Origin of the sequence: Pseudomonas sp. RA_35y_Pfl2_P32 (assembly GCF_963970735.1) — a bacterium.
In the GTDB taxonomy this organism is placed as follows: domain Bacteria; phylum Pseudomonadota; class Gammaproteobacteria; order Pseudomonadales; family Pseudomonadaceae; genus Aquipseudomonas.
This window is the reverse complement of record NZ_CAXAQF010000048.1, coordinates 1-3643: the sequence shown is the minus strand read 5'-3', so window position 1 is coordinate 3643 and position 3643 is coordinate 1. Positions and strand designations below refer to the sequence as shown.

At 63.8% G+C, this 3643-nt stretch carries 4 protein-coding genes; all 4 read left to right on the top strand.

What is annotated here, in order from left to right:
* The coding region (locus AACY45_RS26910; protein ID WP_339548467.1) for an ABC transporter permease subunit at nucleotides 1-1005 on the top strand (1005 nt) is incomplete at its 5' end.
* A gap of 11 nt (nucleotides 1006-1016) precedes the next feature.
* Nucleotides 1017-1928 carry an ABC transporter permease subunit gene (locus AACY45_RS26905; RefSeq protein ID WP_339548466.1) on the top strand — a complete coding sequence of 304 codons (912 nt, stop codon included), beginning with the start codon at nucleotides 1017-1019 and terminating at the stop codon, nucleotides 1926-1928.
* A 10-nt stretch (nucleotides 1929-1938) separates the two neighbouring features.
* Complete coding sequence (locus AACY45_RS26900; protein ID WP_339548465.1) at nucleotides 1939-2907, top strand: ABC transporter ATP-binding protein; 969 nt, start codon at nucleotides 1939-1941, stop codon at nucleotides 2905-2907.
* Nucleotides 2907-3643: dipeptide ABC transporter ATP-binding protein (locus AACY45_RS26895; protein ID WP_339548464.1), on the top strand; the 737-nt coding region annotated here is incomplete at its 3' end. The genes AACY45_RS26900 and AACY45_RS26895, both read left to right, overlap by 1 nt.

The following is a 3643-nucleotide window of genomic DNA, read 5'->3' as shown; positions in this document are numbered from 1 at the left end:
AGTTTTATTGCCCGCCGATTGGGGTTGTTGATCCCCACGTTCTTCGGCATCACCCTGCTGACTTTCGCGTTGATTCGCATGATTCCCGGCGACCCTGTGGAAGTCATGATGGGAGAACGCCGGGTCGACCCCGAAATGCACGCTCAGGCAATGGAACGCCTTGGTCTGAATAAACCGCTGTATGCCCAGTACCTGGACTACATCGGCAAACTGGCCCAGGGCGACCTGGGTGAATCGCTGCGCACCCGTGAAAGCGTGTGGACCGAGTTCACTTCGCTGTTCCCCGCGACCCTGGAACTGTCCATGGCCGCCCTGCTGTTCGCTGGGATCCTCGGCCTGCTGGCCGGGGTGGTCGCGGCCCTCAAGCGAGGATCGCTGTTCGACCATGGGGTCATGGGCATCTCCCTGGCCGGGTACTCGATGCCGATCTTCTGGTGGGGCCTGATCCTCATCATGTTCTTCTCGGTGTCCCTGGGCTGGACCCCGGTTTCCGGGCGGATCGACCTGCTCTACGACATCGAGCCGGTCACCGGCTTCATGCTGATCGACACCCTGCTGGCCGATGATACGGGCGCGTTCCTCGACGCCTTGCACCACCTGATCCTGCCCGCCATCGTGCTCGGCACCATCCCGCTGGCAGTGATCGCCCGCATGACCCGCTCCTCGATGCTCGAAGTGCTGCGCGAAGACTACATCCGCACCGCGCGGGCCAAGGGCCTGTCGCCGTCGCGCGTGGTGTTCGTCCACGGTTTGCGCAACGCGCTGATCCCGGTGCTGACCGTGGTCGGCCTGCAGGTCGGCACCTTGCTCGCCGGTGCGGTCCTGACCGAGACCATTTTCTCCTGGCCCGGCATCGGTAAATGGCTGATCGAAGCCATCGGCGCCCGGGACTACCCCGTGGTGCAGAACGGCATCCTGTTAATCGCCTGCCTGGTGATCCTGGTCAACTTCGTGGTGGACATCCTCTACGGCTTTGCCAACCCACGCATCCGTCATCAGCGCTGAGATCATTACCCATGAGTACTCCAACATCCTCGGTAGCAGTCGATCAAAGCCTGCTGTACCCGTCCCCATACAAAGAATTCTGGCAAGCGTTCTCCAAAAACAAAGGTGCCGTGGCCGGCCTGATGTTCATGCTGCTGGTGATCTTCTGCGCGATCTTCGCGCCCTGGGTTGCCCCGCATAACCCCAGCGAGCAATACCGTGACTTCCTGCTGACCCCGCCGGCCTGGCTCGAAGGCGGGCAACTGCAGTTCCTGCTCGGCACCGACGAACTGGGTCGCGACCTGCTGTCGCGCTTGATCCAGGGGTCGCGCCTGTCGCTGATGATCGGCTTGTCGTCGGTGGTCATGTCGCTGATCCCGGGGATCCTGCTGGGCCTGTTCGCCGGGTTCTTCCCGCGGCTTCTAGGCCCGACCATCATGCGCCTGATGGACATCATGCTGGCCCTGCCCTCCTTGCTGCTGGCCGTGGCGATTGTCGCCATCCTCGGCCCTGGCCTGATCAACACCGTGATCGCCATCGCCATCGTGTCCCTGCCGTCTTACGTGCGCCTGACCCGCGCCGCGGTGATGGGCGAGTTGAACCGTGACTACGTGACGGCCGCGCGCCTGGCCGGTGCCGGCCTGCCGCGCCTGATGTTCATCACCGTGCTGCCCAACTGCATGGCACCGCTGATCGTCCAGGCCACCCTGAGTTTCTCCTCGGCGATTCTCGATGCCGCGGCCCTGGGCTTCCTCGGCCTGGGCGTACAACCGCCAACGCCGGAGTGGGGCACCATGCTGGCCTCGGCTCGCGATTACATCGAACGCGCCTGGTGGGTCGTGAGCCTGCCCGGCCTGACCATTTTGCTCAGCGTGCTGGCAATCAACCTGATGGGCGACGGCCTGCGCGATGCGCTGGACCCGAAACTCAAGAACGCCGCCTGAGGAGATTCCCATGTCACTGTTAGAAATCAAGAATCTCAACGTGCGCTTCGGCGACAAGACCGCCGTTCCGGTGGTCGACGGGCTCGACATTAGCGTGGACAAGGGCGAAGTCCTGGCCATCGTTGGCGAGTCGGGGTCGGGTAAATCGGTGACCATGATGGCGCTGATGGGCCTGATCGAGCACCCCGGCATCGTCACCGCCGACGCCCTGAACTTTGACGGCAAGAACATGCTCAAGCTGAGCAACCGTCAACGCCGGCAGATCGTCGGCAAAGACCTGGCCATGGTCTTCCAGGACCCCATGACCGCGCTGAACCCGAGCTACACCGTCGGTTTCCAGATTGAAGAAGTGCTGCGCCTGCACCTGAAAATGTCCGGCCGCGCCGCGCGCAAGCGCGCCATCGAACTGCTGGAAAAAGTCGAGATCCCCGGCGCCGCCAGCCGCATGGACGCCTACCCGCACCAACTCTCCGGCGGCATGAGCCAGCGTGTGGCCATTGCCATGGCGATTGCCGGCGAACCCAAGCTGCTGATCGCCGACGAACCGACCACCGCCCTCGATGTGACCATTCAGGCGCAGATCATGGACCTGCTCCTGGCCCTGCAGAAAGAGCAGGACATGGGCCTGGTGCTGATCACCCACGACCTCGCCGTGGTTGCCGAAACCGCCCAGCGCGTGTGCGTGATGTACGCCGGTCAAGCGGTGGAAGTCAGCCAGGTGCCACAGCTGTTCGACATTCCCGCGCACCCGTACAGCGAAGCCCTGCTCAAGGCGATTCCGGAGCACAGCCTCGGTGAATCGCGCCTGGCCACCCTGCCGGGCATCGTTCCGGGGCGTTATGACCGTCCGCAGGGTTGCCTGCTGTCGCCACGCTGCCCCTACGTGCAGGACAACTGCCGCGCCCAACGCCCGGCCCTCGACCCGAAAAGCAACAGCCTCGCTCGCTGCTTCTATCCCTTGAATCAGGAGGTGGCGTAATGGCCGTCGTTCTCACCGCCCGTGACCTGACCCGTCACTACGAAGTCTCCCGCGGCCTGTTCAAGGGCCACGCCACCGTGCGTGCGCTCAACGGCGTGTCGTTCGAACTGGAAGCCGGCAAGACCCTGGCCGTGGTCGGCGAATCCGGTTGTGGCAAGTCGACCCTGGCCCGCGCCCTGACGCTGATCGAAGAGCCCTCCTCCGGCTCGCTGAAAATCGCCGGCCAGGAAGTCACCGGGGCCAACAAGGCCGAACGCAAGCAGTTGCGCAAAGACGTGCAGATGGTGTTCCAGAGCCCGTATGCGTCGCTCAACCCGCGGCAGAAAATCGGTGACCAGTTGGCCGAGCCGCTGCTGATCAACACCCACCTGAGCGCCGCCGAACGGCGCGAGAAAGTCCAGGCGATGATGAAGCAGGTGGGCTTGCGTCCCGAGCACTACCAACGCTATCCGCACATGTTCTCCGGCGGCCAGCGCCAGCGGATCGCCCTGGCCCGGGCGATGATGCTGCAACCCAAGGTGCTGGTGGCGGACGAACCGACCTCGGCGCTGGACGTGTCGATCCAGGCCCAGGTGCTGAACCTGTTCATGGACCTGCAGCAGGAATTCAACACCGCCTACGTGTTCATCTCCCACAACCTGGCGGTGGTCCGTCATGTGGCCGACCACGTGATGGTGATGTACCTCGGCCGGCCGGTGGAAATGGGCCCCAAAGAGGACATCTACACCCGTCCCCT

Bases quoted from the DNA above. Each gene is read 5' to 3' on its own strand.
- AACY45_RS26900 (WP_339548465.1), top strand. From the start codon at position 1,939: ATGTCACTGTTAGAAATCAAGAATCTCAACGTGCGCTTCGGCGACAAG.
- AACY45_RS26905 (WP_339548466.1), top strand. From the start codon at position 1,017: ATGAGTACTCCAACATCCTCGGTAGCAGTCGATCAAAGCCTGCTGTAC.